The sequence below is a fragment of the Candidatus Pantoea soli genome, from assembly GCF_007833795.1.
GTDB classification, from domain to species: Bacteria; Pseudomonadota; Gammaproteobacteria; order Enterobacterales; family Enterobacteriaceae; genus Pantoea; species Pantoea soli.
In genome coordinates this window covers 3,492,679-3,517,809 of the sequence record NZ_CP032702.1, presented here as the reverse complement: position 1 = coordinate 3,517,809, position 25,131 = coordinate 3,492,679, and the positions used below count along the sequence as shown (strand labels likewise).

At 59.0% G+C, this 25,131-nt stretch carries 24 protein-coding genes; 15 read left to right on the top strand and 9 right to left on the bottom strand.

Going from position 1 to position 25,131, the window contains the following annotated elements; all coding sequences use genetic code 11:
* Positions 1 to 39: 39 nt before the first annotated feature.
* The 3 genes from D8B20_RS16335 to D8B20_RS16325 all read left to right on the top strand — a co-directional run bounded on the left by D8B20_RS16335 (position 40) and on the right by D8B20_RS16325 (position 2,847).
* Positions 40 to 1,389, top strand: a complete 1,350-nt coding sequence (locus tag D8B20_RS16335; RefSeq protein WP_145889937.1) for a cation:proton antiporter — start codon at positions 40 to 42, stop codon at positions 1,387 to 1,389.
* Between the two features lie 26 nt (positions 1,390 to 1,415).
* Positions 1,416 to 1,763 carry a hypothetical protein gene (locus tag D8B20_RS16330; RefSeq protein ID WP_145889936.1) on the top strand — a complete coding sequence of 116 codons (348 nt, stop codon included), beginning with the start codon at positions 1,416 to 1,418 and terminating at the stop codon, positions 1,761 to 1,763.
* Positions 1,764 to 1,950: 187 nt separating this feature from the next.
* Positions 1,951 to 2,847 (top strand): alpha/beta hydrolase, encoded by an 897-nt coding sequence (locus D8B20_RS16325; protein WP_145889933.1) that lies wholly within the window; start codon positions 1,951 to 1,953, stop codon positions 2,845 to 2,847.
* 135 nt (positions 2,848 to 2,982) lie between these two features.
* Here D8B20_RS16325 and D8B20_RS16320 read toward each other — a convergent pair whose 3' ends face one another.
* Positions 2,983 to 3,900 (bottom strand): bestrophin family protein, encoded by a 918-nt coding sequence (locus D8B20_RS16320; protein WP_145889931.1) that lies wholly within the window; start codon positions 3,898 to 3,900, stop codon positions 2,983 to 2,985.
* 253 nt (positions 3,901 to 4,153) lie between these two features.
* On the opposite strand from D8B20_RS16320, the gene D8B20_RS16315 reads away from it, so the two are divergent.
* Positions 4,154 to 4,795 carry a hydrolase gene (locus D8B20_RS16315; RefSeq protein WP_145889929.1) on the top strand — a complete coding sequence of 214 codons (642 nt, stop codon included), beginning with the start codon at positions 4,154 to 4,156 and terminating at the stop codon, positions 4,793 to 4,795.
* A 165-nt stretch (positions 4,796 to 4,960) separates the two neighbouring features.
* The gene (locus D8B20_RS16310; RefSeq protein ID WP_145889927.1) at positions 4,961 to 5,977 is read left to right on the top strand and encodes a zinc-dependent alcohol dehydrogenase family protein; all 1,017 of its coding nucleotides are present in this window, start codon (positions 4,961 to 4,963) and stop codon (positions 5,975 to 5,977) included.
* A gap of 28 nt (positions 5,978 to 6,005) precedes the next feature.
* Here the strand turns inward: D8B20_RS16310 and D8B20_RS16305 are convergent, their stop codons facing one another.
* On the bottom strand, positions 6,006 to 6,938 hold the full coding sequence (locus tag D8B20_RS16305) for a nucleoside recognition domain-containing protein (protein ID WP_145889925.1): 933 nt from the start codon (positions 6,936 to 6,938) through the stop codon (positions 6,006 to 6,008).
* A gap of 141 nt (positions 6,939 to 7,079) precedes the next feature.
* Entirely contained in the window at positions 7,080 to 8,432 is a 1,353-nt protein-coding gene (gene gorA, locus D8B20_RS16300; RefSeq protein ID WP_145889923.1) for a glutathione-disulfide reductase, read from the bottom strand.
* Positions 8,433 to 8,557: 125 nt separating this feature from the next.
* On the opposite strand from gorA, the gene rnz reads away from it, so the two are divergent.
* A complete protein-coding gene (gene rnz / locus D8B20_RS16295) occupies positions 8,558 to 9,469 on the top strand; it encodes a ribonuclease Z (RefSeq protein WP_145889921.1) in 912 nt (303 codons plus the stop codon).
* A gap of 4 nt (positions 9,470 to 9,473) precedes the next feature.
* On the opposite strand, the gene D8B20_RS16290 is transcribed toward rnz, so the two are convergent.
* Positions 9,474 to 10,289, bottom strand: coding sequence for a CPBP family intramembrane glutamic endopeptidase (locus D8B20_RS16290; protein ID WP_145889920.1), 816 nt, complete (start codon positions 10,287 to 10,289; stop codon positions 9,474 to 9,476).
* A gap of 33 nt (positions 10,290 to 10,322) precedes the next feature.
* Positions 10,323 to 11,165 carry a 23S rRNA (adenine(2030)-N(6))-methyltransferase RlmJ gene (locus tag D8B20_RS16285; RefSeq protein WP_145889918.1) on the bottom strand — a complete coding sequence of 281 codons (843 nt, stop codon included), beginning with the start codon at positions 11,163 to 11,165 and terminating at the stop codon, positions 10,323 to 10,325.
* 333 nt (positions 11,166 to 11,498) lie between these two features.
* Between D8B20_RS16285 and D8B20_RS21870 the strand changes: the two genes are divergently transcribed.
* The 3 genes from D8B20_RS21870 to rsmJ all read left to right on the top strand — a co-directional run bounded on the left by D8B20_RS21870 (position 11,499) and on the right by rsmJ (position 14,960).
* On the top strand, positions 11,499 to 11,933 hold the full coding sequence (locus tag D8B20_RS21870) for a YuaE family lipoprotein (RefSeq protein ID WP_261388039.1): 435 nt from the start codon (positions 11,499 to 11,501) through the stop codon (positions 11,931 to 11,933).
* Between the two features lie 226 nt (positions 11,934 to 12,159).
* Positions 12,160 to 14,202, top strand: coding sequence for an oligopeptidase A (gene prlC, locus D8B20_RS16275; RefSeq protein ID WP_145889916.1), 2,043 nt, complete (start codon positions 12,160 to 12,162; stop codon positions 14,200 to 14,202).
* 8 nt (positions 14,203 to 14,210) lie between these two features.
* Positions 14,211 to 14,960, top strand: coding sequence for a 16S rRNA (guanine(1516)-N(2))-methyltransferase RsmJ (gene rsmJ, locus D8B20_RS16270; RefSeq protein ID WP_145889914.1), 750 nt, complete (start codon positions 14,211 to 14,213; stop codon positions 14,958 to 14,960).
* A gap of 60 nt (positions 14,961 to 15,020) precedes the next feature.
* Here rsmJ and uspA read toward each other — a convergent pair whose 3' ends face one another.
* Positions 15,021 to 15,458, bottom strand: a complete 438-nt coding sequence (gene uspA, locus D8B20_RS16265; RefSeq protein WP_145889912.1) for a universal stress protein UspA — start codon at positions 15,456 to 15,458, stop codon at positions 15,021 to 15,023.
* Positions 15,459 to 15,878: 420 nt separating this feature from the next.
* On the opposite strand from uspA, the gene uspB reads away from it, so the two are divergent.
* Complete coding sequence (gene uspB / locus D8B20_RS16260; RefSeq protein WP_145889910.1) at positions 15,879 to 16,214, top strand: universal stress protein UspB; 336 nt, start codon at positions 15,879 to 15,881, stop codon at positions 16,212 to 16,214.
* A 62-nt stretch (positions 16,215 to 16,276) separates the two neighbouring features.
* Here the strand turns inward: uspB and pitA are convergent, their stop codons facing one another.
* Positions 16,277 to 17,776 carry an inorganic phosphate transporter PitA gene (gene pitA / locus D8B20_RS16255; protein ID WP_145889908.1) on the bottom strand — a complete coding sequence of 500 codons (1,500 nt, stop codon included), beginning with the start codon at positions 17,774 to 17,776 and terminating at the stop codon, positions 16,277 to 16,279.
* Between the two features lie 240 nt (positions 17,777 to 18,016).
* On the opposite strand from pitA, the gene D8B20_RS16250 reads away from it, so the two are divergent.
* On the top strand, positions 18,017 to 19,201 hold the full coding sequence (locus tag D8B20_RS16250) for a BaiN/RdsA family NAD(P)/FAD-dependent oxidoreductase (protein WP_145889906.1): 1,185 nt from the start codon (positions 18,017 to 18,019) through the stop codon (positions 19,199 to 19,201).
* 72 nt (positions 19,202 to 19,273) lie between these two features.
* Here the strand turns inward: D8B20_RS16250 and D8B20_RS16245 are convergent, their stop codons facing one another.
* Positions 19,274 to 20,101 carry a MurR/RpiR family transcriptional regulator gene (locus D8B20_RS16245; protein WP_145889904.1) on the bottom strand — a complete coding sequence of 276 codons (828 nt, stop codon included), beginning with the start codon at positions 20,099 to 20,101 and terminating at the stop codon, positions 19,274 to 19,276.
* Positions 20,102 to 20,273: 172 nt separating this feature from the next.
* Here D8B20_RS16245 and D8B20_RS16240 point away from each other — a divergent pair, with 172 nt between their 5' ends.
* From D8B20_RS16240 to D8B20_RS16230, 3 genes are all read left to right on the top strand, one after another.
* Positions 20,274 to 21,839, top strand: a complete 1,566-nt coding sequence (locus D8B20_RS16240; protein WP_145889901.1) for a PTS transporter subunit EIIC — start codon at positions 20,274 to 20,276, stop codon at positions 21,837 to 21,839.
* The gene (locus tag D8B20_RS16235; protein ID WP_145889899.1) at positions 21,836 to 22,540 is read left to right on the top strand and encodes an N-acetylmannosamine-6-phosphate 2-epimerase; all 705 of its coding nucleotides are present in this window, start codon (positions 21,836 to 21,838) and stop codon (positions 22,538 to 22,540) included. The genes D8B20_RS16240 and D8B20_RS16235 overlap by 4 nt, the downstream gene beginning before the upstream one ends.
* A gap of 131 nt (positions 22,541 to 22,671) precedes the next feature.
* Positions 22,672 to 23,019, top strand: a complete 348-nt coding sequence (locus tag D8B20_RS16230) for a hypothetical protein (protein WP_145889896.1) — start codon at positions 22,672 to 22,674, stop codon at positions 23,017 to 23,019.
* A gap of 57 nt (positions 23,020 to 23,076) precedes the next feature.
* On the opposite strand, the gene D8B20_RS16225 is transcribed toward D8B20_RS16230, so the two are convergent.
* A complete protein-coding gene (locus D8B20_RS16225) occupies positions 23,077 to 23,562 on the bottom strand; it encodes a helix-turn-helix domain-containing protein (RefSeq protein WP_145889894.1) in 486 nt (161 codons plus the stop codon).
* 309 nt (positions 23,563 to 23,871) lie between these two features.
* On the opposite strand from D8B20_RS16225, the gene D8B20_RS16220 reads away from it, so the two are divergent.
* Positions 23,872 to 24,882: an alpha/beta fold hydrolase gene (locus D8B20_RS16220; RefSeq protein ID WP_145889892.1), complete on the top strand. Its 1,011-nt coding sequence runs from the start codon at positions 23,872 to 23,874 to the stop codon at positions 24,880 to 24,882.
* The last annotated feature ends 249 nt before the right edge of the window (positions 24,883 to 25,131 follow it).

Here is a 25,131-nt window from a genome sequence, read left to right as displayed (position 1 = left end):
CCAGGCTTAAGGGAGAATGTTTTTTAAAAACGGAGCGTTATGAACTTCCTGGCCTGGACCGCCGCTACCGGCGGTCTGTTACTGTTAATGTCGCTGGCTTCCGGCTGGATTCACCGGGGGCCAGTGACGTCATTTGGTCTGTACCTGTTTGCGGGCATCCTCTGCGGTCCGTGGATGCTGAACCTGCTGCAAATCGATATCATCGGTCACGCCGAACTGGCGGCGCACATCACCGAAATCACTATGGCCGCCTCGCTGTTTATCACCGGCCTGAAGCTGCGCCTGCCGATGACCGCGCACGCGTGGCGCGTCGGCGTCCGGCTGGCGTTTCCGGCGATGCTGCTGACGGTGGGCGGCATGGCCTGCCTGATTCACTGGATCGCCGGTTTTCCCTGGCCGCTGTCGCTGGCGTTTGGCGCGATTGTGGCACCCACCGATCCGGTGCTCGCCAGCCTGATTTCCGTCAATGATGCGCGCGACGATGATGCCCTGCGCGTCGCGCTCTCCAGCGAGGCCGGCATGAATGATGGCTCCGCGCTGCCGCTGCTGATGCTGGCGCTACTGCTGATTCAGCCTGCCACCTTCCATCTGAACGAACTCGCAGGCTGGGCGGCGCGGGATGTACTCTGGGCGATTGGCGGCGGACTGGGTATCGGCTATCTGCTGGGTCGGATGATTGGCGTGCTGGCAACCCGCTTGCGCAGCGCGCACGAAGACGTGGCCCCCAATGACTTTCTCGCACTGGCGCTGATCGCGCTGAGCTATGCGGCCGCGCAGGCGGTAGACGCTTCGGGCTTTCTGGCCACTTTTGCCGCGGGCGTCGGCCTGCGCCGTGCCGAACTGCGCGTGACAAAACGCTTCCCGCTGGAAGATTTGCCGGAAGAGAAGCGTTACCTGCCTGCTGAAGTGCTGGTTAATCCTAATCAGCGACTGGCACAAAGCGGCGGCGGCATGGTCAAATCGGTAGGGCTGGTGGTCGGTGACGCGCTGTCGTTTGGTGATACCATTGAGCGGCTGCTGGCGGCGGCGATGATGGTGGTGCTGGGCATTACGCTGGCGCACCACTGGAACCTGACCGGCATTGGCCTGGCGCTGCTGCTGTTCGTCGTGGTGCGGCCGCTGGCGGTATGGCTGACCACCTGGCGCTGCGAAATGCCGCTGATGCGCCGGCTGCTGATCGGCTGGCTGGGGATCCGCGGCATCGGCAGTATCAACTATATCGCTTACGCCTGGGTGCACGGTATGCAGGGTGCACAGGCGGAGCAGATGATGGATATGGCCTTAACGTTAGTGGTATGCAGTATTGTACTGCACGGCATCACGGTTACACCGTTGCTGAACTGGCGCGCTGCCCGTCAGGCGGCCCGCGCGCAGCAGGATGAAACGTGATTTTCTGGAAATTACTGGAGCCTATTATGAAAGCATTGCTTATTGCCCTGTTCGGGCTTTCCCTGTCAGCCAGCGCGCTGGCCGATGACAACGACGCAGATGCACAGGAAAACGTCTATGCCAGCCAGCTTTGTCACATTGTCAGCGGTGAGCAAAAAACCGGGGATATGCAAAGCTACACCGAGAAGATGAAATCCCAGCTGGCCGCCAGCCAGTCGCCGTCGGCGATGAATAAACCTTCCTTTGACGAAGAGACGGCGCAGGAAGTGGTTAACGGCTGGCTGGAGCTGGGCGAAGAGGAGCGGGCAAAACTGCGCCACAACCAGCAGCAGTGTGAGCAGACCGTGATGACCCAGTTCCAGCAGCAGGATTAACCGCCGCTGCCGGGGCCATCCGCCATCCGGTAAATTAACCGTAAAATAAGCGCTTTTTTAAGCGCTTTTTTTTATGGCTTTTTTGTACGATATGCGTACATTATCGCCAGACTAAAATCTGATACACCTCACATAATGACACGCAGCCTGCGAGGCTGAACTGCGTTGAGACTGGCTACCGGGCAAGATGATTACACGTCGTCGTTTTATATTGGCTAGCGCTGCCACCGTGCTTTCGATGACGGCGGGCAAACTGTTTGCGCGCGATGACATCATTCCGCTCTGGCCAGACGAACCGCCAGGCGGCGGCGGGCCATCCGGCCTGCTGAGAGTGAGCGCTAACGGCTCGTGGACCAATATTGTCTCACCGGCGATTCAGCGCTTTCGTCCGGAGAACCCGAACGGCGAAGCGGTGATTGTCGCGGCCGGTGGCGGCTACCGTTTTATCGGCATGGGGCGCGAAGCCTGGCCGGTGGCGCGCTGGCTGAATGCCAGCGGTTACACCGCCTACGTGCTGAGTTATCGTCTGCCCGGTGAGAAGTGGCAGGCGGGCAATCTGGCGCCGTTACAGGATGCGCAGCGTGCTATCCGCATGGTGCGGTCGATGGAGCGAAAGGTCCATCTGCTGGGCTTCTCTGCCGGAGGTCACCTGCTGGGCATGGCGGCGGCCCGTCCGGATTTCACCACCTATCCCGCGCAGGACCCGCTCGATCAGATCGCGCCGGTGGCAGACAGCGTTGGCCTGATCTATCCGGTGATCACGCTGGAAGCCCCCTATCAGCACACCAAAACGCACCTGATGATGGTAGGGCGCAACGCCACGCCAACGCAGGAAGCAAACTGGTCCGTGCAGAACTACGTGACCCGCCACTATCCGCCCACGTTCCTTGCCCAGGCAGAGGACGATCACACCTCAAACCCGCACAACACTGAACTGATGCGCGACACCTGCCGCCGTATGCAGGTCCCGGTGGAGCTGATTGAGCTGAGCAGCGGCGGTCACGGCTTTGGCCTTGGTAAAGCGGGCACGCCTGCGGCACTGTGGGACCAGGCTTACGTGCGCTGGCTGGATAAGCTGGCGTAACGGCGGCCGCGTGATGCGCCCGCCTTTACGCGGTAGCGCGTGTGGCGGATCGTAACCGCGCCCGGCCGGCATCGCCGCTGGCCCGCGCGCGGTCTCATTCTGCATCACGCGCTTTAGCCAGCGCTGCGGCGCGTGTCAGGTCAGATTAAAATGCGCATCCGGCTGATGGGGTGCCGGCAGCGGGAAGTCATTGTTCATGGCCTGCAGATTGCGCGCCAGGCTGATGCACAGCGCATCCAGCGGCAGATGATTGGGCGCGGTGCCAAACGGATCCTCCAGCTCTTCCGCCAGCGACTCCAGTGACAAAAAGGTGTAGGAGATAAACACCGACACCAGCGGCGTCATCAGATGTAAATCGGCCACCAGCGCAAAGGGCAGCAGCGTGCAAAACAGATAAACGGTGCGATGCAGAATCAGACTGTAGGCGAACGGGATAGGGGTGCCGGCCAGCCGATCGCAGCCGCCGAGGCAGGCGGAAAAATGGTTCAGGTTCTCATCCATACTTTGCCAGACGATATCGGAGATCAGCCCTTCATCGCGCCGCTGCGCCAGCCATTCCGCCATGCACAGCATAATCTGCGAGGTCGGCATGGGGTGACCGAGCACCGCCGGCTGCCAGGCTGCCGGCAGTAAACGCTGCAGATCGGCCTGCGCATCGGTGTGACGCAGGCGATGTTTCAGGCTCCAGCTAAACGCCAGCTGCAGGCCGATAAAGTCGCTGACCTGTTCCGGGCGCAAGCCGCGCACGCTTTTAACCTGCCGCAGCAGGGAACGCTGTGCAATATGCAGATTACCCCACAGCGTGCGCGCCTCAATAAAGCGCGCATAGCTGGCGTTATTACGGAAGCCGAGAAATATCGCGATGGAGACCCCAATCAGGCTGAACGGTGCCGTGGTGAGATGGATACCCAGGGTGGCGAACCACGGATAGCCGATAAGGGCGATAACCGACATCAGCAGATTAAGCGACAGGCGAAACACGATGCTGACCAGCACCGAACCATGCCAGTCAAACAGCCGAAGAAACCAGTGCTGGGGCGGACGTACAATCATTTTGCGCGGAGAATGTTCAGTGGGTTGGCATCACAGGGTACGCCTGCCGGCACGGGAGAATCAACGCGGTCTGTCGCGCGCTTAGCGGCAGAAAAGCAGTGTATTTAACAAATTTACCTTTATAAATCAGTCTTCTAAAAACGCGTTGAACAAGTTGTAAAATTCTTTGCGTTATCTCTTTGCCGTGGCTTTCTCTAAAGTTCATTTCAGCAGCACAACACACAAATTTAACCCCACTTTAGAGGAATACATCATGTCTAAACTTGACCTGCTCGACCCACAGAACTCCACGCTGATCTTCATTGACCACCAGCCACAGATGTCTTTCGGTGTAGCCAATATTGATCGCCAGCAGCTCAAAAATAATACCGTCGCCCTGGCGAAAGCGGGCAAAATTTTCGATGTGCCGGTGATTTATACCTCTGTGGAAACCGAGAGCTTCAGCGGTTACATCTGGCCGGAACTGCTGGCGGTCCACCCGGAATCCACGCCGATTGAGCGCACCTCCATGAACTCCTGGGAAGATGCGAAGTTTGTTGAGGCGGTGAAGAAAACCGGCCGTAAAAAACTGGTGATCTCTGCCCTGTGGACTGAAGTGTGCCTGACTTTCCCGGCGCTGATGGCGCTGAAAGAGGGTTATGAAGTGTATGTGGTTACCGATACCTCAGGCGGTACCAGCGTGGATGCGCACGAGCGTTCTGTCCAGCGTATGGTGCAGGCCGGTGCGGTGCCGGTGACCTGGCAGCAGGTGCTGCTGGAGTACCAGCGCGACTGGTCGCGCAAAGAGACCTACGACGCCGTGATGGATCTGGTGCGCGAGCACAGCGGCGCCTACGGTATGGGCGTTGATTACGCCTACACCATGGTGCATAAAGCGCCTCAGCGTCAGGGATAAGCGCACCTGCCGTTGCCGGCGCGTGAACAGACCTGGCGTTCCGCCCGCCACGGGCTGCCCTGAACCGGCAGCCCGTTTTTTCATTGCCGCTTTTCGCACGTTGTAACAGGCAGGCTGCGGATATCGCTGCCACACTTAGCCTTTTGTCAGAAGGAGACAACCGACATGAAAGCGATGATCCTGAAGAAACCCGGCGGTCTGGATAACCTGCAGCTCGTGGATCTGCCCGATCCGGGCCAGCCCGGCGCAGGGGAGATCCGCGTGAAGATCCACGCTACCTCGCTGAACTTCCACGATCTGCTGGTAGCCAATGGCACCATGCCCACTGACGATGGCTGCATCATGATGGCGGACGGCGCGGGGGTGGTGGAAGAGGTCGGCGCGGGCGTAACAGAATTTAAGGCCGGCGACCACGTTGTATCCTGCTTTTTCCCGCAGTGGCAGGATGGACTGCCGGATGCACCGGTCAGTGACTTTACGCGCACGCCGGGCGATGGTGCGCACGGTTTCGCCGCTGAGGTGGTTGTACGTCCGGCGCAGCACTTCACGCTGGCCCCGCGCGGCTGGCGTCATGCCGAAGCGGCGACCATCACCACGTCCGGGCTGACGGCCTGGCGCGCGCTGGTCGGCGATGCGCACCTCAAGGCCGGAGACACCCTTGTCACGCTGGGCACCGGCGGCGTCTCCATCACCGCACTGCAGATTGCCAAAGCGCTGGGCGCGCGGGTGATCGTCACCTCCTCTTCGGATGAGAAGCTGGCGCGCGCGCAGGCGCTGGGTGCCGATGACGGGATTAACTACCGCGCTGTGCCGGCGTGGGGAGCGGCAGTGCAGCAGCTGACCAACGGGCGGGGAGCCGATCTGGTGGTCGAACTGGGCGGACCGGGCACTCTGGCGGAGTCGATTGCGGCGGTACGGACCGGCGGCCACATCGCGCTGATTGGCGTGCTGACCGGCACGGAAGGCGTGGTGCCGACCTCGCTGCTGATGGCAAAACAGGCGCGGATTCAGGGGCTGATCGTCGGCCATCGCCGCCAGCAGCAGGACTTTGTGCGTGCGCTGGAGCAGACCGGCATCCGGCCGGTGATCGGCGACAGCTATGGCGCGCTGGCCGATCTGCCGGCGGCTTTTTCACATCAGCAGAGCGGCAGCCACTTCGGCAAAATTACCGTCGAATGGTAAGCGCGTCGGCCAGCCTGCGGGCTGGCCGTTAAAACAGCAGCGTATGCGCCGCGGCGCGCAGCGCGATCCCCAGCAGAATCCCCGGCACGGCAAAGCGGAACAGGCGCGGAAAGCGGCTGGAAAGCCCCAGGAAAATGCCAATGCCGGGCAGATCGAAGGTCTGAATCAGCAGGCCCGCCGAGGCATTGATGTTGTGCGCACTGTACAGCCCTTTCTCTGCCAGCCCCGCCACCACACCATAGTAAGCGGTTCCGCCCGCCAGGCATTTGGTCAGCGCCGGTAGCACATAGACGGTGGAGATATGCAGCCAGTCCAGCAGCGGCGTCAGAAGCTGCGTCAGCAGTTCAATGCTGCCGGACGCCTTCAGTACGCCCACCACCGACAGCGAGAGGATCAGCATCGGCAGCGAGCCCAGCGCCAGCCGAATCGCATCGGCACCGGCACTGTTAATGACGGCGATCAGCCCCATGTTGCTGTCATTGCTGGTCACGCGCTCATCTTCGTTACGCAGCGCGGCGTCAGAGAGTTTGCGGCCAAACAGGTGATAGGTTGAGGCGGCTGCGGCCACGCCCCCGCAAACAGAGAACAGCAGAGCGGCGCCCCAGTTAAGTCCATCCGGGATCAGCGGATAAAAGGCGTTGGCCTGGCCCATACAAAACAGCATCGCCAGCGTTGCCGCCATATGGCGATCGGACGTGCCGCGTTTTTCCATGATCGCCAGCGCCGCCAGCGGCGCGGCAAAGCTGACAAAGTTCAGCTGAATCAGTGCAAACAGCGCCAGCCCGGTGATGCCCAGCGGCTTCAGCAGCGGCGTGGTATGGCGCACGACAAAATCCAGTACACCTTTAACTTCCAGATACTTCATGATGAAGAGCATCACCACCATGATCGGGATGAGCGTATAGAGCGCCACATCTACGGCTGCTTTGCCGGACGTCATGATGATGCTGATGATATTCATGCGGATTGCTGTCCTTTTCCCGACCTGCCACAACGTTTGCGCCAGCGAAGGCGCAATCATAGCCCGCGCGGCAAGGGGAGGACAGACACAATAAAAAAGGCTAACCCAGGGTTAGCCTTTTTTGCACCGCCGGAGAGGCGATTAGCGCATGGTGACAAACTCTTCTGCCGCCGTCGGATGAATGGCAACGGTGTTATCGAAGTCTTTTTTGGTCGCGCCCATTTTCAGCGCCACCGCAAAGCCCTGCAGCATCTCATCCATGCCGTTACCGATGCCGTGAATGCCGACAATCTTCTCTTCCGGCCCGACGCACACCAGCTTCATGCGGCACGGCTGACGATGCTGCGTTACCGCGGTGTACATCGCGGTAAAGGCGGATTTATACACTTTGACCTGGTCATCGCCGTACTGCTCACGCGCCTGCGGTTCTGTCAGGCCGACGGTACCAATGGGCGGATGGCTGAACACCACGGTGGGCACATTGCTGTAATCCAGATGTTCGTCAGGCTTGTTGTTAAACAGACGTTCGGACAGACGACGGCCGGCGGCCACCGCGACCGGCGTCAGCTCAACGGCACCGGTGTTATCGCCCACCGCATAAATGCCTGGCACGCTGGTGTTCTGGAATTTATCCACCTGAATATAGCCTTTCTCCGTCAGCGCCACGCCGGTGACGTCAAGATTCAGGTTATCAGTCGCGGGCTCACGGCCAATCGCCCACACCAGACAATCCACCGTCTGCGCGTGACCATTTTCCAGCTGCAGCGTCAGGCTGCCATCCGCGTTTTTGATCACTGCTTTCGGCTGGGATTCGGTATGCAGCGTCGGGCCTTCGGCCTGCATCACTTCAACCAGCGTGTCGACAATCAGCGGATCAAAGCTGCGCAGCGGCGCATGCTTACGCACAAACAGGTGCGTTTCCGCGCCCAGCGCATTCACCACGCCCGCCAGTTCCACCGCGATATAGCCTGCGCCCACTACCGCAACGCGCTTCGGCAGCGCTTCCAGTTCAAAGAAGCCGTCAGAATCAATGCCGTGTTCAGCGCCCGGTACGTCCGGATGGCTTGGGCGGCCACCGGTGGCGATCAGAATATGGTCAGCCGTAATGGTTTCGCCGTTGACTTCAACGGTGTGCGCATCCACAAAACGCGCAAAGCCTTTGATAACGTCAACGTTGTTTTTGCCCAGCACGTTGTCATAGGAGGTGTGAATACGGTCGATGTAGGCGCTGCGGTTCTTCACCAGCGTCGACCAGTCAAAGCGGTTAACCGTGGTATCAAAGCCGTAATCCGGACCGTACAGGTGGATCGCTTCAGCGATTTGCGCCGCGTGCCACATCACTTTTTTGGGTACGCAGCCAACGTTGACGCAGGTGCCGCCCAGCGCTTTCGCTTCAATCAGCGCGCACTTCTGGCCATACATGGCCGCACGGTTAATGGAGGCGATACCGCCGCTGCCGCCGCCAATGGCGAGGTAGTCATAATGTCTGGTCATCCGTTGTGTCCGTCAGTGGAAGAAAACTGGCCTAGAGTGTAACGCCGGAGTAGCGAAGGGCGCAAAGTTTGCACCTATGATTATGATAGGGTCAAATTCAGGTTTCGCTTACAGGGAAGACCATTATGCATCTGACGTTTCTCGGTACCGGCGCCGGTGCGCCGAGCCTGCAGCGCAATGTTACCGCCATCGCGCTGACGCTCTCACGGCGCGGTGACACCTGGCTGTTTGACTGTGGCGAAGCCACCCAGCACCAGTTTATGCGATCGTCGCTGAAGCCCGGCAGGCTGCAGAAGATCTTCATTACGCATCTGCATGGCGACCACGTGTTTGGTCTGCCAGGCCTGCTGACCAGCCGCTCCATGGCGGGCATTCCGGAGCCGATAACCCTTTACGGACCGCCGGGCATCCGGCAGTTTGTTGATACCGCGCTCAGCCTGAGCGGTTCATACACCACCTTTCCGCTGGAGATTATCGAAATCAGCGCCGGGCCGGTGTTGGATAACGGGGAATTCCGCGTGATTGCCTATCCGATGAACCACGTGGTGGAGTGCTACGGTTACCGTATTGAACAGTATGACAAACCCGGCTTTCTGGACGCGCCACGGCTCAAAGCTGAAGGGGTACCGCGCGGGCCGTGGTATCAGGATTTGAAAGCCGGTAAACGCATCACGCTGGAGGATGGCCGCGAAATCAACGGCGCCGATTATCTGGGGCCGGCAACCCGCGGGAAAGTGCTGGCAATTTTTGGCGATACCGCACCGACACCGGTGGCGCTGCAGCTGGCGGCGCAGGCGGATGTCATGGTGCATGAAACCACCCTGGAAGCGGCGCTGGCAGAGAAAGCCAACGGTCGGGGCCACTCCACCACGCATCAGGCGGCGGCCGTGGCCAGAGACGCCGGGGTAAAACGCCTGATTGCCACCCACTTCAGCTCACGCTATCTGGCACAGGATCGGGAAAAGCTGCTGGCAGAGTGCCGTGCCGTGTTTGCCGCCACGGAACTGGCGCAGGACTTTGCCGTGTTTGAGGTCTGAGGCATCAGTGCTGCAGCGCCGGATAGGTAAACCACAGCAGATGCGTCAGGTTAAACAGGAAATGTACGCCGGCGGCGACCCACAGCCGTCCGCTCCAGTGCCACGCCAGGCCATATATCACGCCTGCCAGGGTGGCGAACAGCACCAGCAATGCCCCGCCCGCGACATGCGCTACGCCAAACAGCAGCGAAGCCAGCAGCAACGCTGGCAGGTTGCCCAGCCGCTGCCGCAGGCGCTGCTGCAGATAGCCGCGGAACAGCGCTTCCTCTGCCAGCGCAACAAAAAACAGGTTCGCCAGCATAAAACGGCCCAGCCAGGCCGGCCAGTGACGTTCAGGTGCCAGTCCTCCTGTGCACACCGCGACGTAAAGCAGCAGCGGTATCGCGGCCAGCAGCAACAGCCAGGCGCTGATGTGGCGTGGCGGGAAGGGCCGGGTTCGGAACAGCGTGGGCAGGCACGCCAGCAGCACGAAGGGAATCAGCGCTTTATCAAAATGGTATGCAAAGCTGAAGGGCAGGCTGCGCGGCCCGGCCTGCATATTGTCCACCTGCAGCAGCGGCTGAAAACCGGGCCACAGATGGAGAAACAGGCCGCCGGCAGTCAGCAGCAGCGCCGTTTCGGTCATCACCTGCAGCCCGCGACGGGCCGGGTTTTCAACCCGCAGCCACACCAGCAGCGCGCTAACCGCCAGCGGCAGCAGCGCGGGCCAGCGCAGGGTATCCGTAAAGAAGCCGGCCAGCGTCGCGCACAGCAGCAGCATAATGGCCAGCCGTCGGGCCGGGGAGAGCACCGCCAGGGCGCTGGCCAGCATAACCCACATGACGTTTTCCTTTAGCAGGCAGGCGCGCCGCGTTTACTCCGGCACGATTTGCGTCACGCTGTAGTGACCGGTACCGGCGGGCACCAGCTTCTGATGCAGCCACGGCAGCAGCGTTTCCATCTGCGCTTTCAGCTTCCACGGCGGGTTGATGACGATCATGCCGGAGGCGGTCATGCCACGCTGATCGCTGTCCGGACGCACTGCCAGCTCAATCTGCAGAATGTTGCGGATGCCGGTGGCTTCCAGATCTTTAAGCATGTGCTTAATCTGCTGACGCAGCACCACCGGGTACCACAGCGCGTAGATGCCGGTGGCAAAGCGCTTATAGCCTTCCTGAATCCCTTTTACCACCGCCTGATAATCGCTTTTCATTTCGTACGGCGGATCGATCAGGATCAGACCACGGCGCGTGGGCGGTGGCAGCTTGGCCTTGAGCTGCTGATAGCCGTCGCTGCGCGACACGCGGGCGCGGGCATCTTTACTGAATTCGCTGCGCAGCAGCGGATAGTCGCTGGAGTGCAGTTCGGTGAGCTCCAGCTTGTCGTCTGCGCGCAGCAGGTGCCGGGCGATCAGCGGCGATCCCGGATAGTAGCGCAGCGTGCCGCCTGGATTGAGATTACGTACCGCCGCCAGATAGGGCTTCAGCAGTTCCGGCGCGCCCGGCTGCTGCCAGATGCGGGCGATACCTTCCAGATATTCTCCGGTACGCTCGGCGTGCTCACCGCTCAGCTGGTAACGTCCGGCACCGGCGTGAGTATCCAGGTAGAGGAAAGGTTTGTCCTTCTCCATCAGGGCGGTGAGGATCAGGCTTTCAACGGTGTGTTTCAGCACGTCGGCATGGTTGCCGGCATGAAAACTGTGGCGATAACTCAGCATAAAAAAGAGGGGTCCGCGGTTGGATCAAAAACAGGAAATACATCAGATGTGGCGCGATTATACCGGCGCTGCATAAAAATTGCTGACGTTTTGACAGCCGCTTAAGTTTGCCCCTGGCGGGTCGCTGTAGCAGATTGCGACGTATCCGGTAGGCTTATTCTTTGCGTACGTTATAATTCGGTCCTCGAAATTTCACTGCGAATTAAGTAAGTTAGTCTTCGATTACGAAGCGGCTGCGCCTGAAGATTTTGTCCGGTGACGGGCAGGACGCTCTGCGCTGAAGGCCGTTTAATTTTTCGCTTCAGGTCTCATTCACAACTCCTGGTGACAATAATGAAAAAAATGACTGGTATCGCGATAGCAAGCCTGCTGGCACTGGCTGGATGCGCGAAACAACAACCTGTGCACAGTCTGGTGACGCCCGCTGCCGCGCAACCCGCCTCTGAACAAACAGGCACGCCGTTTACGGCGTCAGACTCAACCCAGCCGGCCGCCGCGCCCGCGATGAGCGACGATCGTGCCAGCAATATCCAGCAGTGCCGTAAAGAGCTGGATGCCATGCGCCTATACAGCCAGGCGTCCTACGACAGCTATCAGGCGGAATTCCAGAAAATTGGCGCGCAAACCAATAAATATCTGCAGATCAAAGACACGATTGGTGCCGATATCAATGACCTGGTGATGCCGCGTTATCAGTTCCAGATTCGTGAACTCTGCTTCCGCATCAAAACGCGTCTGTCACAGCTGATCATCCGCCAGGCGGGCTAAACACGGCCGCCTCACGCTGCCTTAGCGGGCATTTAGCGCGCCCTTAGCGTGCTGCGGGCATGCGCGCCCGCGCCGCCTTTACCCTCACCGCTACGCGCGATGTATCGCGCGTTTTTCATTGCGCCGCGCCAGGCACCATTGATTTTCCCCTCCTCAGGCCGCATGTTAGAGAAATTGCGCCGCGCACATGCGCGCCACCCACACACATGATGAAAGGACTGCGCTTATGACCAATCCGTTACTCACGCCTTTTACGCTACCGCCTTTTTCCGCCATCAAACCTGAACACGTGGTGCCAGCGGTGACCGAAGCGCTGAACGACTGTCGCGCCGCGGTTGAACGCGTAGTGGCGCAGGGCGCGCCTTACACCTGGGAAAATCTGGTGCAGCCGCTGGCTGAGGTGGACGACCGCCTTGGCCGTATCTTCTCACCGGTCAGCCATCTGAATTCGGTTAAAAACAGCCCGGAGCTGCGCGAAGCCTATGAGCAAACGCTGCCGCTGCTGTCGGAATACAGCACCTGGGTCGGCCAGCATGAAGGGCTGTATCAGGCTTATCGCAACCTGAAAGAGGGCGACAGCTACGCGGCGCTGGACACCGCGCAGAAGAAAGCAGTGGATAACAGCCTGCGTGATTTTGAGCTGTCCGGTATCGGCCTCGATAAACAGAAACAGAAGCGCTATGGCGAAATCGCCGCGCGTCTGTCGGAGCTGGGCTCCAGCTACAGCAATAACGTGCTGGACGCCACTATGGGCTGGAGCAAGCTGATCACGGATGAAGCGGAGCTGGCCGGTATGCCGGAAAGTGCTCTGGCGGCGGCCAAAGCCCAGGCTGAAGCCAAAGAGCAGCAGGGCTGGCTGCTGACGCTGGATATTCCAAGCTATCTGCCGGTGATGACTTACTGCGACAACGCGGCGCTGCGTGAAGAGATGTATCGCGCTTACTCCACCCGCGCCTCTGACCAGGGGCCGAACGCCGGCAAATGGGACAATGGCCCGATCATGGCCGAAGAGCTGGCGCTGCGGCATGAGCTGGCGCAGCTGCTGGGCTTTGACTCCTTTGCCCATAAATCACTGGCCACCAAAATGGCCGAAAGCCCGACGCAGGTGATCGACTTCCTGACCGATCTCGCCACCCGCGCCCGTCCGCAGGCGGAAAAAGAGCTGGCTCAGCTGCGCGCATTTGCGAAAAAAGAGTATGGCGTTGAGGAGATGAACCCGTGGGATCTGACCTACTACGGCGAAAAACAGAAACAGCATCTCTACACCATCAGCGACGAGCAGCTGCGCCCTTACTTCCCGGAAGAGCGGGCGGTCAACGGCCTGTTTGAAGTGGTAAAACGTATTTATGGCATCACCGCGCAAGAGCGCAAAGACGTGGATGTTTACCATCCGGACGTGCGCTTCTTTGACCTGTTCGATGAGAGCGGCGAACTGCGCGGCAGCTTCTACCTTGACCTCTACGCGCGCGAGCACAAGCGCGGCGGCGCCTGGATGGACGACTGTGTGGGTCAGATGCGTAAAGCTGACGGTAGCCTGCAAAAGCCGGTGGCTTACCTGACCTGTAACTTCAACCGTCCGGTTCAGGGCAAGCCTGCGCTGTTTACGCATGATGAAGTGATTACCCTGTTCCATGAGTTCGGCCACGGGCTGCATCACATGCTGACACGCATCGAAACGCCGGGGGTTTCCGGCATCAACGGCGTGCCGTGGGATGCCGTCGAGCTGCCCAGCCAGTTTATGGAAAACTGGTGCTGGGAGCCGGAAGCGCTGGCCTTTATCTCCGGCCATTACGAAACCGGTGAGCCGCTGCCCAAAGCGCTGCTGGATAAAATGCTGGCGGCGAAAAACTATCAGGCCGCGCTGTTTATCCTGCGTCAGCTGGAGTTTGGCCTGTTCGATTTCCGTCTGCATACCGAGTTCGATCCGGCGCAGGGCGCGAAAATCCTCGACACGCTGCGCGAAGTGAAGAAGCAGGTTGCCGTCGTCCCAAGCCCGGACTGGGGCCGCTTCCCGCATGCGTTCAGCCACGTCTTTGCCGGCGGTTACGCGGCAGGCTACTACAGCTACCTGTGGGCCGATGTGCTGGCGGCGGACGCCTATTCGCGTTTTGAAGAAGAGGGGATTTTCAACCGTCAGACCGGACAGTCGTTCCTGGATAACATCCTGACGCGTGGCGGTTCGGAAGAGCCCATGGAGCTGTTCAAACGCTTCCGCGGCCGTGAACCGGAGCTGGATGCCATGCTGGAACACTACGGAATTCAGGGATAAGCCCGCTTGTGAAAATCGGTTTAGTGGATGAAACAGGCACCGGAGACGGTGCCTTATTACATTTGGCGCAGCGCTGGGGACTGGAGCAGGACGAGAACGCGACGCTGGCGCTGGTACTGACCCCGCAACAGCTGGAGCTGCGTAAACGGGACGAACCCAAACTGGGCGGAATTTTTGTCGATTTTGTCTCCGGCGCCATGGCGCACCGGCGCCGGTTTGGTGGCGGTCGCGGTGAAGCGGTCGCGAAAGCGGTTGGCATTAAAGGCGATTACCTGCCGGATGTGGTGGATGCCACGGCGGGGCTGGGACGTGACGCCTTTGTGCTGGCGGCGCTGGGATGTCGCGTTCGCATGCTGGAGCGTCATCCGGTGGTGGCTGCGTTGCTGGAGGATGGACTGCAGCGCGGGTATGCCGACGCCGAAATCGGCGGCTGGCTGCGCGAGCGGCTGACGCTGCTGCATGTTGCCAGTCAGCAGGCGCTGCATGACATCACGCCAGCACCGGACGTGGTGTATCTTGATCCGATGTATCCGCATCGCCAGAAAAGCGCCATGGTGAAAAAAGAGATGCGGGTCTTTCAGTCGCTGGTGGGGGCGGATGACGATGCCGATGCGCTACTGGAACCGGCGCGCCGGCTGGCGAAAAAACGCATTGTGGTAAAACGGCCAGACTATGCGCCGCCGCTGGCCGGTGTGGTCACGCAGTCTGCTGTGGTCACCAAAAGTCACCGCTTCGATATCTATCCGCCTTTAGTCTGATGGTGCCTGCGGCGTAGTCACAGGCGCCGCAGGTTCGTGTCGGCCGGACGCCGTCCGGCGTTACTCCTCTTCCTCGTCGCGCAGCGGCACGATCAGCATATCGATGTGCACGGTATTGATCAGCTGGCGCGCGGAGGACATCAGCTTGCTCCAGAAATCCTGGTGATGACCGCAAACCACCAAATCGACGTCATATTTTTTGATCGCATCCACCAGCACCTGACCCAGATCGCCGCTGCCGCTCAGGGTTTCACCAATCGGATACCCGGCGTTGGTTGACAGCTCACGCAGCGCCGTGTGCGTCTCTTCAGAAATACGCTTTTGCATATCGCCAAGGTTAACGTCAATCAGGCCGGTGTAGAGGTCAGAATAATTCACATCCACGTGAATCAGCGAGATTTTTGCATCATAGGGACGGGCCAGTGAAACGGCTTTATCAACCAGCAACTGGCTTTCCGGGGAAAGGTCTACTGCAATCAGGATGTGTTTATAAGCCATGATAAAACTCCTTTCTCAAGATTCCGGGGCAACCCGGATTCATGCCATTAAGGCGGGCGTTATCCTTTGCGCGAAACAGCGATGTAGCGTCACCCGGCCCGAATCATACCCGGCAGGCGGTTTGTTGTTATACCCCGAGTATAGCCAGAATGCCGGATAAATGCTGCAAAGCGCAGCGCGGCTGTGAGGCAGATCAAGCGTGACGGATTATTCCGTCCGCCGGAACTTCATCGCGGCTGGAAAAAATTTAAACAGATCTCCTACACTGAAAAAGCGTGCCACCGCCTTCTGGGCTGTGCGCTCGGGCTCGCATAACAACAATGCAATTCGAAACATCTGTGGCTGGTTGCTTCCCGCGGGACGTCTGCAGCATTTCCCCGCTGCATTCAACGTCATTGCGGCACCGGCCGGGAGGGGAACATGATCAGCACTATCGCGCTTTTTTGGGCTCTGTGTGTGGTTTGTCTGGTGAATATGGCGCGCTATTTTTCGTCTTTGCGCTCGCTACTGGCGGTGCTGCGCGGCTGCGATCCGTTGCTGTATCAGTATGTGGATGGTGCCGGTTTTTTTACCTCGCACGGTCAGCCGAGCAAACAGGTAAGACTGGTACGGTATATCTGGGAAAAGCGCTACCGCGATCACCATGACGACGAGTTTATTCGCCGCTGTGAACGGGTGCGCGGCCAGTTTGTGCTGACCAGCGGGCTGTGTTTTCTGGTGGTGGTAAGCCTGATTGCAATGGCCATCTGGCAGTAAGCGCCGGACGGCGGGCATAAAAAAGGCGACATTGCTGTCGCCCTTTTTCGTCTGCCGCAGGGTCAGACGATCTTCAGCGCAATCCAGTACAGCGAACCGGACAGCAGGATACAGACCGGCAGGGTAAAGACCCAGGCCATGGCGATGCTCTTGATGGTCCGGCTCTGCAGCCCGCCGCCGTCTACCAGCATGGTGCCGGCCACGGAGGAGGAGAGGATATGCGTGGTCGAGACCGGCATCCCGGTATAGCTGGCAATACCAATCGATAACGCGGCGGTTACCTGTGCCGACATGCCCTGCGCATAGGTCATGCCTTTTTTGCCGATCTTCTCACCGATGGTGGTCGCCACACGGCGCCAGCCAATCATGGTACCGGTGCCGAGTGCCAGCGCAACCGCAACGATAATCCATACTGGCGCATATTCAACGGTGCCCAGCAGGTCGCCTTTGAGTTTGCTCAGGAAACGCTTATCGTCTGCCGGGGTTTCCGGCAGTTTGGCGGCCTTGTCTGCGGTATCAGAGATACACATCAGCAGGCGACGCATCTGGCTGCGTTGATCAACCGTCAGCTGATCGTAGCTGTTCAGGTTGGTCAGCAGCTGCTGCGCCCGGCCAATCGCCTGCAGCGCACGCGCGCTGTCGCAGTGGAACTCCTGCGGGCCGCCGACGGACTCTTCCGGCGTTGGCACGACCGGCGGAGCCATCTGCACGATGTGCGTCAGGGCATCGCCGTGCTGCTGGTAGTACTGCTCCAGATGGTTCACCGCGTCACGGGTCCGGGTAATGTCATAACCGGACGCGTTCATATTGACGACAAACCCGGCCGGCGCCACGCCAATCAGCACCAGCATGATCAGGCCAATGCCTTTCTGGCCATCATTGGCTCCGTGTGAATAGCTGACGCCAATCGCGGAGACAATCAGGGCGATACGCGTCCAGAACGGCGGCTTTTTCTTGCCGTCGATCTTTTCACGGTCCGCCGGCGTCATATGCACACGGGCACGCTTGGTGGTGCCGCTCCAGTAACGACGCAGCAGGAAAATCAGCCCGCCGGCAATCGCCAGGCCCACAATGGGTGACAGAATCAGCGACAGGAAGATATTCAGGACTTTCGGCAGGTTCAGGGCATCGACCACCGAGGTACCGGTCATCAGTGCATTGGTGAGACCAATACCGATAATGGCGCCAATCAGCGTGTGCGAACTGGAGGCCGGTAAACCCAGATACCAGGTGCCCAGGTTCCAGATAATCGCCGCCAGCAGCATGGAAAACACCATGGCAAGACCGTGCGCCGAACCGACATTCAGTAGCAAATCGGTCGGCAACATATGAACAATGGCGTACGCCACGCTCAATCCACCGAGCAACACACCAAAGAAATTGAATACACCGGCCATCACTACCGCCAGTTGCGCCCGCATCGCACGGGTGTAAATGACTGTCGCGACCGCGTTAGCGGTGTCATGGAAACCGTTGATTGCTTCGTAAAACAATACAAACAGCAAAGCCAGAACTAATAACAGGCCGGTGCTTAGGTCAAGACCAGCAAACAGATGTAGCATAAACGTTACGCCATTTTGGAGGACATGAACGCGGCGCATTATCTGCGACAACATGCACCATGGGAAAGGAAAATATAGCCCTTTTTTGTCTTAAATTTGCAATCCGGCGCTGATCGCAAGGTAAAAAGGCCGAAAAATGAGCGAGTTGCCATGTGACACATTTACGGCATTTTTTTGATACTGGCGCGAAAACCCGCATATCTCTACAATCAGCGGCTTTTAAACAGGTGGGCGAAGGCAGTGGAAAAGTTTGACGTTATCATAATTGGTGCAGGCGCCGCCGGCATGTTCTGCGCCGCGCAGGCAGGGCAACGGGGGCGTCGCGTACTGCTGCTGGATAACGGCAAAAAGGCCGGACGTAAAATCCTGATGTCCGGCGGTGGCCGCTGTAACTTCACCAATCTGTACACCGATGCGGCGGCTTACCTGTCGCACAACCCGCACTTCTGTAAATCCGCCCTGGCGCGCTACACCCAGTGGGACTTCATCGATCTGGTTAACCGCCACGGGATTGCTTATCACGAAAAAACCCTTGGACAGCTGTTCTGCGATGACTCCGCGCAGCAGATTGTGGATCTGCTTCTGCAGGAGTGCGCCGCCGGGCAGGTTACCCTGCGTCTGCGTAGTGAAGTGCTGAGCGTCACGCGCGACGAGCAGGGCTACACGCTGCAGCTGAACGGGGCGCAGGTACAGGCGCAGAAGCTGGTGATCGCCAGCGGCGGCCTCTCCATGCCGGGCCTGGGCGCGACGCCTTTTGGCTATAAAGTGGCTGAGCAGTTTGGCCTGAAGGTGTTCCCGACGCGCGCGGCGCTGGTGCCGTTTACGCTGCACAAGCCGCTGCTGGAGCAGCTCAATACGCTTTCCGGCGTTGCGCTGCCTACCACCATTACCGCGCAGGATGGCACGCTGTTTAAAGAGGCGATGCTGTTTACCCATCGCGGTTTGTCCGGCCCGGCGGTGCTGCAAATTTCCAGCTACTGGCAGCCCGGAGAGAGCATTACCATCAACCTTTCGCCAGAGACGTCGCTGGATGCCTTTATTACGGTGCAGCGCGAAGCCCATCCGAACCTCAGCCTGAAAAACAGCCTGGCGAAGATCCTGCCGAAGCGGCTGGTTGAGGTGCTGCAGGAGCTGAAGCAGATCCCCGACGTCACGCTGAAGCAGCTCAACAGCAAACAGCAGGCTGAACTGGTGACCACGCTGCATCAATGGCGCGTGCAGCCCAACGGCACCGAAGGTTACCGGACTGCGGAAGTAACGCTGGGTGGCGTAGACACCACGCAGCTGTCCTCAAAAACCCTCGAAGCGCGCGACGTACCGGGGCTCTACTTTATCGGCGAAGTGGTGGACGTTACCGGCTGGCTGGGCGGCTACAATTTCCAGTGGGCGTGGAGTTCAGCTTGGGCGTGCGCGCAGGCGCTGTAATCGGTGCCGGGGCGCGCTGACTGCCGCTCCCCGGCTGGCGTGCGCCTGGCGACCTGATGAGATCACAGGTCTCTAAAACAGCATGGGCAGCGTGGCGCTCGCCGTCTGCTGGCTGGTCGCCGCATACTGACTTCCCAGCGCGGTGAGTTCGCGCATCAGCACATCAACCAGCAGCATCGCACCCACCTTGGCGCTCAGTGACCCCGCTGTCAGCGGACCTTCCGGCCTCGCCGCCACCAGCAGCATATCCGCAAGCTTGCCGATAGGACTGCGCAGCGTATTACTCAGCATCAGCACGCGCGCCTTCTGCTTTCTGGCTACGCTGACGACATGCAGCAGATCGCGGGTGGATCCGGAGCTGGAGATGGCAATCACCAAATCCGCCTCGCTGACCGTGGCGGCATTCATCGCCGCCAGGTGCATGTCGTTAAACAGCTGCGCCGATTTCCCCAGCCGCAGCAGGCGATACTGCAGGTATTCACCGGTAATCGCACTGGCCGCAACGCCATAGATCTGGATACTCCGCGCCTGATGTATCGCCAGGCTGGCCTGCTGCATCACCGCACGATCGATAAATTTGCCGGTATCGCGCAGGGCCTGCACCGACTCCTCCACCAGCGCATCAATTCCGTCTCCGCTTTCTGGCGCGTCAGGCTGACTTTGCTGCACGTTCATTGCCAGCGCCATTTTGAACTCAGTATAGCCTTTACATTTCAGATGACGGCAGAGCCGCGTCACGCTCGCCTCACTGGTGGCGGTCTCTTTTGCCAGCTCGGTAATGGTGAGATACAGCACTTTCTGCGGCTCATTAAGGATGTAATCCGCCAGCTTTTGCAGGGTCGGACTGAAGCCCGGCAAGCCCTGCCGCAGGTAGAGCAGGATATTCTCATTTTCCGTCATCAGGCTTATCCCTGTTCGTGTTACGCGTTGCGCATAGTGTGCGTAAAGCCCTGGGTTTCTGCCAGCAGAAATCGAGCTTAAGTGAAGGTCATCACAATTATGGTGGAAATTTTCACCATTAGTTTATCTGTGTGATAATAATTTTCACCGATTCTGTTTCGGAGAAAAATATATGTCACGCTTTCATGGTGTCTCGTCCGGAAGCTGGTTCGAAAAAGCGCAGCATTTCGGCAAATCATTTATGCTGCCCATTGCCGTGTTGCCGGCCGCCGGCCTGCTGCTGGGCATCGGCGGCGCGCTGTCCAATCCGAACACGCTCAGGGCGTATCCTTTCCTGGATGTTGCCTGGCTGCAGGGGCTGTTTACCATCATGGCCGATGCCGGGTCAGTGGTGTTTGCCAACCTGGCCGTTCTGTTTGCCGTCGGGGTGGCGGTTGGCCTGGCAAAAAGTGATAAGGGGACGGCCGGTCTGGCTTCGCTGGTGGCGTATCTGGTAATGAACGCCACGATAAGTGCCTTGCTGAAGCTGACCGGGGCGCTGGCGGCAACCCAGCCGGGTGCGGCCGGTCAGGGGATGACGCTGGGTATTCAGACGCTGGAGACCGGCGTCTTCGGCGGTGTAATCACCGGGCTGATCACCGCTGTGCTGCACAATCGCTACAACAAAATTACGCTGCCGCCGTTTCTGGGCTTTTTTGGCGGGTCGCGCTTTATTCCCATCATCAGTTCGCTGGCGGCCATTCTGGTCGGTGCGGCGATGATGGTGATCTGGCCCCCTTTCCAGCGCCTGATTGCCGGGCTTGGCGGGCTGGTGGAGGCAACCGGCTATTTCGGCACCTTTCTGTATGGCTTTATCCTGCGCATGCTGGGGCCGTTTGGTCTGCACCATATCTTCTATCTGCCATTCTGGACGACCGCACTCGGCGGGAGCGAAGTTGTTAACGGCCAGCTGGTTGAAGGAACGCAGCGTATTTTTTTCGCCCAGCTTGCCGATCCGCACGTTCAGCAGTTTTATATCGGGACGTCGCGCTTTATGTCAGGGCGTTTCATCACCATGATGTTTGGTCTGGTGGGGGCCTGTCTGGCTATGTACCACACGGCAAAACCCGAAAACCGCAAACGCGTGGCGGGGTTGCTGTTGTCGGCCGCGCTGACCTCTTTTCTGACCGGTATCACGGAACCCATTGAATTCTCTTTTCTGTTTGTCGCCCCGGTGCTGTACGTGATCCATGCCGTGTTTGATGGGCTGGCGTTTATGGTCGCCCATATGCTGCACATTACCATCGGCCAGACATTTTCAGGCGGCTTCATCGATTTCCTGCTGTTTGGTGTGCTGCAGGGAGAAGCCAAAACGCACTGGCTTTACGTGCCGATGGTCGGTATTCCCTGGTTCTTCCTCTACTACTTCACGTTCCGCGTGGTGATCCGCCGCTTTAACGTCAAAACGCCGGGCCGTGAGGATGAACCGGTAGAGCGCGCCGGGCCTGCGGTTAACGAATCGCAGGGGCGCCCGCTGGAGATTGTCACCGCCCTCGGCGGCCGGGAAAACATCACGGAACTCGACTGCTGCGCAACCCGTCTGCGCATCACGCTGGTGGATGCCAGCCTGACGGATGAGCGTGCGCTAAAGGCGACCGGGGCGCGCGGCATTGTCAGACGCGGTAATGGCCTGCAGGTGATTTACGGGCCTCACGTCACCATTATCAGAAACGAAATTGAGGAGTGGCTTGCGCGATGAATGCCTCTGTATTGCTTCAGGTTAAAGGAAAACTGATCGTCTCCTGTCAGGCGCTGGAAGATGAGCCCCTGCACAGCGCGTTCATCATGTCGCGCATGGCGCTGGCGGCAAAAGAAGGGGGCGCGGCGGCCATCCGGGCCAACAGCCTCCCTGATGTACAACAGATCATGGCTACCGTCGATTTGCCGGTTATTGCTATCTGCAAGCGTGATTATGCCGGCAGCGAAGTCTACATCACGGCAACGCTAAAGGAAGTGGATGAGCTGATGCAGGCAAATCCGCCGGTGATCGCCATGGACGCCACGCTGCACGCCCGGCCGGGCATGCAGCTGCCGGAGCTGGTGGCGGCGATCCGGGCGCGTTATCCACAGCTATTGCTGATGGCGGATATTGCCACGGTTGAAGAGGCCCGCCACGCCGCGCAGCTGGGGTTTGACTGCGCAGGCACCACCCTGCACGGTTATACCCGTGAAACCGCAGGTAAAACGCTTGCCGATGATGATTTCCGCTTTCTGCGTGAGGTGATCGACGCCGTAAACATTCCGGTCATCGCTGAAGGCAATGTGCTGACGCCGGAAATGGCGGCGCGCTGCCTGGCATACGGCGCGCACGCGGTCGTGGTGGGCGGTGCCATTACGCGTCCTCAGCAAATCACCCGCCGTTTTGTCAGCGCGATGTCGCAGGCGGAGCAGGATTCCTGAACGGCGGGCAAACAACGGAGCGGCTCTGCGGGGCCGGCTGTCGCCTGACGTCAGGCGGCGGCTGGTCCATGACGCGGCGCACAGATCTGCTATCATGTCGCGGTTTTTAGCAACCCCGGAAACCGCTCTTCATGTTCAGAATTAAATTTCTTCTGCCGCTTGTGCTGATCGTCAGCGCACTGACCTGGTGGCTGATGCCGCATTACAGCGACGAAGACAAAGCGTACTACATTGCCACCTTCTGCACGCTGACCCACGACGGGCGCGATAACAGCCCGCAGGCGATGCAGCAGATTGTGGAAGGCGGCAACTCCGACTACGCGCTGCAGAAAATCCACTTCAAATCGCGCCTGGCTGACCATGTTCATACCGTCTGGCAGGAGCTTTCACCACAGCAACAGCAGCAGACGCGTCAGGATGCGCTGGCCTGCCGCCAGATGCTCTCTGCGATTTTGCTGCCGGGAGAGTCGGTGCAGTAAGGCGTGCGCCGCCAGTCTTTGCAGACGCGGCCAGCGGCGCATCACCGGCGTGATGCGTCAGCGCAGGGTACAGCGGATACGCGCGCTAGCCGCATTGTGCACAGCAGGCAGGCTGATCGCTGTCTGTTGTTCACTGCGTGAAAAATCCGCCTGACGGCAAATGGCACATGGATCGTCGCTGGCGCGCAAACGCTGCGACGCTTCCTGGTCCAGCTTGCGTTTTCGGCAAAACAGCGGGGTGCAGCCCATTACCTGTTTAAACGATCGGGTAAAAGATTGCTGACTTTCAAAATGGTATTTCACGGCCAGGTTAATGATCGGCAGGCCGGTATATTTTAATTCACTGACGCAGCACGCTAATTTCTTTTTACGAATATAACGTGCCAGGGTTTCATTGTGATAGCGGGCAAAGAGTTTCTGCAAATACCATTTTGAATAACCAGATTTCGCGGCGATATCGTCAATGCTTAATCGCTGATCGAGATTGTTCATAATCCATTGGGTTACTGAATTAATCACCCCTTCATTGTGTTTCTGCTGCATCGGCATGATCCTCCCTTGAGTTTTCATAGTGTAATTAAATTAAACTTTTTAAGCACTGCGCTAACGTAAAGTTTTATCAGGAAAGGACGTTTTTATTATTTTTCATCAAGACTGGTCTTGTTTTTATCGCGATTAATGTGCGGCCGGCACCGAAAAAGAAATAATATTCTTAATCACGCCGGTGATTATTAATGCGGTTTGTTTATGGCTTCTCACTCTTTTTCAGGCGCGCACGCAACACCAGAGAGAAATACGCCGTCCGGTTATTTGTGCCAGACTCAAGGCTTTCACGGGTTAAGGAGTAAGCTTATGCGGTGTGTACGATTAAGGTCAGCGCTTGCATTGCTGGCATCCGGCCTGTTGCTGCAGACAGCAACCGCGGCGGACAAGGTATATGGGGAACAGCTGGAAGGGTTTGCTTACCCTTATCCGCTGCAGCGCTTTACCTTTACTTCGCAGCAGCAGGCGCTGAGCATGGGGTTTATGGATGTGAAGCCCGCGCGGCAGCCAAACGGTCAGACGGTGGTTCTGCTGCACGGCAAAAACTTCTGTGGTGCCACCTGGGAAACCACCATCCGCACACTGTCTCAGCAGGGGTATCGGGTGATTGCGCCGGATCAGATTGGCTTCTGCAGCTCTGCCAAACCCGCTTCTTATCAGTACAGCTTTCAGCAGCTGGCGGAAAACACGCATCAGCTGCTGCAGCGGCAGGGCGTGACCAACGCCATCATTATGGGTCATTCCACCGGCGGCATGCTGGCGACGCGCTATGCGCTGATGTATCCGCAGCAGACGCAGAAACTGGTGCTGGTGAATCCGATTGGGCTGGAGGACTGGAAGGCCAAAGGGGTGCCGTGGCGCTCTGTGGATCAGTGGTATCAGCGGGAACTGAAGCTGGATGCCGCCAGCATTAAAAAGTATGAGCAGCACACCTATTACAGCGGCCAGTGGAAACCGGCCTATGACAAATGGGTGGATATGCTGGCCGGGCTGAACAAAGGGCCGGGGCATCAGAAAGTGGCGTGGAACTCGGCGCTGATCTACGACATGATTTTTACGCAGCCGGTCTGGTACGAGTTCAAAAATCTCAGCATGCCCGTGACGCTGATGATCGGCACCGCTGATACCACCGCCATCGGCAGCGATATCGCGCCGCCGGAGGTAAAAGCGCAGCTTGGCCACTACGATGTGCTGGGCCCGCAGGTGGCGAAGATGATACCTGACGCACGCTTAATCACCTTCCCTGGCCTGGGACATGCGCCGCAAATGGAAGCGCCACAGCGCTTTCACCAGGCGCTGCTGGAGGCTTTAACCCGCTGAGTTTTCGCGGCGGGCCCGCCTGTCATCCTGCAGGATCGCAGGACCGCAAAAGGAGAGGGCGCGCGGCGAAGGCGGTGGGTGATCGCCCGCCCCAATGTCAACCACTGGTGGTCCGCCTCCGGCAGGCTGACCAGCGTCAGCGGAACGTCAGACAGGTGACGCGCCAGGCGGTCAAACGCTCTTTTGCCGGGGGATGCAGAAGGTTGAGTGCACGTAACCGGGCCAGACGCCGGGGCGCGTCCGCTGGCA

What these genes read in the sequence shown, in the direction of transcription:
- D8B20_RS16220 (WP_145889892.1), top strand. Translation starts at nt 23,872, where the DNA reads ATGCGGTGTGTACGATTAAGGTCAGCGCTTGCATTGCTGGCATCCGGC.
- D8B20_RS16240 (WP_145889901.1), top strand. Translation starts at nt 20,274, where the DNA reads ATGTCACGCTTTCATGGTGTCTCGTCCGGAAGCTGGTTCGAAAAAGCG.
- uspA (WP_145889912.1), bottom strand. Translation starts at nt 15,458, where the DNA reads ATGGCTTATAAACACATCCTGATTGCAGTAGACCTTTCCCCGGAAAGC.
- D8B20_RS16235 (WP_145889899.1), top strand. Translation starts at nt 21,836, where the DNA reads ATGAATGCCTCTGTATTGCTTCAGGTTAAAGGAAAACTGATCGTCTCC.
- gorA (WP_145889923.1), bottom strand. Translation starts at nt 8,432, where the DNA reads ATGACCAGACATTATGACTACCTCGCCATTGGCGGCGGCAGCGGCGGT.
- D8B20_RS16335 (WP_145889937.1), top strand. Translation starts at nt 40, where the DNA reads ATGAACTTCCTGGCCTGGACCGCCGCTACCGGCGGTCTGTTACTGTTA.
- D8B20_RS16320 (WP_145889931.1), bottom strand. Translation starts at nt 3,900, where the DNA reads ATGATTGTACGTCCGCCCCAGCACTGGTTTCTTCGGCTGTTTGACTGG.
- D8B20_RS16315 (WP_145889929.1), top strand. Translation starts at nt 4,154, where the DNA reads ATGTCTAAACTTGACCTGCTCGACCCACAGAACTCCACGCTGATCTTC.
- D8B20_RS16305 (WP_145889925.1), bottom strand. Translation starts at nt 6,938, where the DNA reads ATGAATATCATCAGCATCATCATGACGTCCGGCAAAGCAGCCGTAGAT.
- uspB (WP_145889910.1), top strand. Translation starts at nt 15,879, where the DNA reads ATGATCAGCACTATCGCGCTTTTTTGGGCTCTGTGTGTGGTTTGTCTG.
- D8B20_RS16230 (WP_145889896.1), top strand. Translation starts at nt 22,672, where the DNA reads ATGTTCAGAATTAAATTTCTTCTGCCGCTTGTGCTGATCGTCAGCGCA.
- D8B20_RS16325 (WP_145889933.1), top strand. Translation starts at nt 1,951, where the DNA reads ATGATTACACGTCGTCGTTTTATATTGGCTAGCGCTGCCACCGTGCTT.
- prlC (WP_145889916.1), top strand. Translation starts at nt 12,160, where the DNA reads ATGACCAATCCGTTACTCACGCCTTTTACGCTACCGCCTTTTTCCGCC.
- rnz (WP_145889921.1), top strand. Translation starts at nt 8,558, where the DNA reads ATGCATCTGACGTTTCTCGGTACCGGCGCCGGTGCGCCGAGCCTGCAG.
- D8B20_RS21870 (WP_261388039.1), top strand. Translation starts at nt 11,499, where the DNA reads ATGAAAAAAATGACTGGTATCGCGATAGCAAGCCTGCTGGCACTGGCT.
- D8B20_RS16285 (WP_145889918.1), bottom strand. Translation starts at nt 11,165, where the DNA reads ATGCTGAGTTATCGCCACAGTTTTCATGCCGGCAACCATGCCGACGTG.
- pitA (WP_145889908.1), bottom strand. Translation starts at nt 17,776, where the DNA reads ATGCTACATCTGTTTGCTGGTCTTGACCTAAGCACCGGCCTGTTATTA.
- D8B20_RS16330 (WP_145889936.1), top strand. Translation starts at nt 1,416, where the DNA reads ATGAAAGCATTGCTTATTGCCCTGTTCGGGCTTTCCCTGTCAGCCAGC.
- D8B20_RS16310 (WP_145889927.1), top strand. Translation starts at nt 4,961, where the DNA reads ATGAAAGCGATGATCCTGAAGAAACCCGGCGGTCTGGATAACCTGCAG.
- D8B20_RS16290 (WP_145889920.1), bottom strand. Translation starts at nt 10,289, where the DNA reads ATGTGGGTTATGCTGGCCAGCGCCCTGGCGGTGCTCTCCCCGGCCCGA.
- D8B20_RS16245 (WP_145889904.1), bottom strand. Translation starts at nt 20,101, where the DNA reads ATGACGGAAAATGAGAATATCCTGCTCTACCTGCGGCAGGGCTTGCCG.
- D8B20_RS16225 (WP_145889894.1), bottom strand. Translation starts at nt 23,562, where the DNA reads ATGCAGCAGAAACACAATGAAGGGGTGATTAATTCAGTAACCCAATGG.